The organism is Actinotalea sp. C106 (assembly GCF_023630195.1).
In the GTDB taxonomy this organism is placed as follows: domain Bacteria; phylum Actinomycetota; class Actinomycetes; order Actinomycetales; family Cellulomonadaceae; genus Actinotalea.
In genome coordinates this window covers 1-1524 of record NZ_JALPKN010000469.1, presented here as the reverse complement: position 1 = coordinate 1524, position 1524 = coordinate 1, and the positions used below count along the sequence as shown (strand labels likewise).

Annotated in this window: 3 protein-coding genes; all 3 read left to right on the top strand. The window is 76.2% G+C overall.

The features are described from left to right. Positions 1-745, top strand: a 745-nt coding sequence (locus L0B03_RS17690) for a molybdopterin molybdotransferase MoeA (RefSeq protein WP_250448307.1), incomplete at its 5' end; no start/stop codon positions are given. Beyond that, positions 742-1212 (top strand): cyclic pyranopterin monophosphate synthase MoaC, encoded by a 471-nt coding sequence (gene moaC / locus L0B03_RS17685; RefSeq protein WP_250448305.1) that lies wholly within the window; start codon positions 742-744, stop codon positions 1210-1212. The genes L0B03_RS17690 and moaC, both read left to right, overlap by 4 nt. Further along, on the top strand, positions 1209-1524 hold a 316-nt coding region (locus tag L0B03_RS17680), incomplete at its 3' end, for an NTP transferase domain-containing protein (RefSeq protein WP_250448303.1). The genes moaC and L0B03_RS17680, both read left to right, overlap by 4 nt.

Here is a 1524-nt window from a genome sequence, read left to right as displayed (position 1 = left end):
GGCGGCCGGGACCGGCACGGTGCGGGTGCACCGACGGCCCCGGGTCGCGGTCCTGTCCACGGGGGACGAGCTCGTCCCCGCGGGGGACGCGCTACGCCACGGGCAGATCCACGACTCCAACAGCGTGCTGCTCGCCGCCTGCGTGCGCGCAGCCGGTGCTGAGCCCGTCGTGCTCGGCCCGGTCCGGGACGACCCCGCGGTGCTGCGTGCGTTGCTCGTGGACCTCGAGAGCGGCCGTGCCGGCGGCTCGGTCGACGCCCTGGTCACCTCGGGCGGGGTGAGCATGGGTGCCTACGACGTCGTCAAGCAGGTGCTCGGGGAGCTCGCCGACGTCGAGCTGGTCAAGGTCGCGATGCAGCCCGGCAAGCCCCAGGGTCTGGGCCGGCTGCCGGGCGGCACCCCCGTGCTGGCCCTGCCGGGGAACCCGGTGAGCGTCTTCGTGTCCTTCGAGGTGCTCGTCCGGCCGGTGCTGCTCGCCGTGGCCGGGCGCGACGACCTCGAGCGGCCCGAGGTCGTGGCGGAGGTGACCGACGGGTGGAGCACACCACCCGGGCGCACCCAGTTCATGCCGGTGGTGCTCGAGGAGCACGCGACCGGAGCCCGCGTGCGTCGTGCGGTGGCCGGCGGCTCGGGCTCGCACCTCGTGGCGGGCCTGGCCCGGGCCGAGGGGCTCGCGGTGATCGACGCAGCGGTCGAGGCCGTCGCGCCCGGCGATAAGGTGCGCGTCATGCTGGTGACCCCATGACCCGCTTCACCCACCTCGACGACGCGGGGCACGCGCGCATGGTCGACGTGACCGAGAAGCAGCCGACCGTCCGCTCGGCGACCGCGACCGGTCGGGTGGCGTGCTCGCCCGAGGTCGTCGCCGCGCTCCGGGACGGCGCCGTCCCCAAGGGGGACGTGCTCGCGGTCGCCCGCATCGCCGGGATCTCGGCCGCCAAGCGGACCGCCGAGCTGCTCCCGCTGGCCCACGTGATCGGCGTGCACGGCGCGACGGTCGACCTCGAGGTCGACGACGCGGGCGTCGCGATCACCGCGACGGTCCGCACCGCCGACCGGACGGGCGTCGAGATGGAGGCCCTGACGGCCGTCTCGGTCACCGCCCTCGCGGTGGTCGACATGGTCAAGGGCCTGGACAAGCACACCTCGATCGCCGACGTGCGCCTGGTCGCCAAGAGCGGCGGGCGCTCGGGGGACTGGGCCCGCACGTGAGCCCAGGGGCCGACGACGGGGCCGACGACGCCGCGGCTCGCCCGGGGGTGGGGCTGCGGCACGACGCCATGGTGCTGGCCGGCGGGACGGGAGCCCGGCTCGGCGGGGTAAGCAAGCCCGAGGTCACCGTGGCCGACCGCGAGCTCCTCGACCACGTGCTCGACGCGACCGCAGGCGCGGATCGCGTCGTCGTCGTCGGCCCTGCTGCTCTCGCCCGCCCCGGTGTGCTCACGGTCCTCGAGGACCCGCCGCGCGGTGGCCCGGCAGCGGGGATCGCGGCGGGCCTCGACGCCCTGGACGCCGCCCGGGACG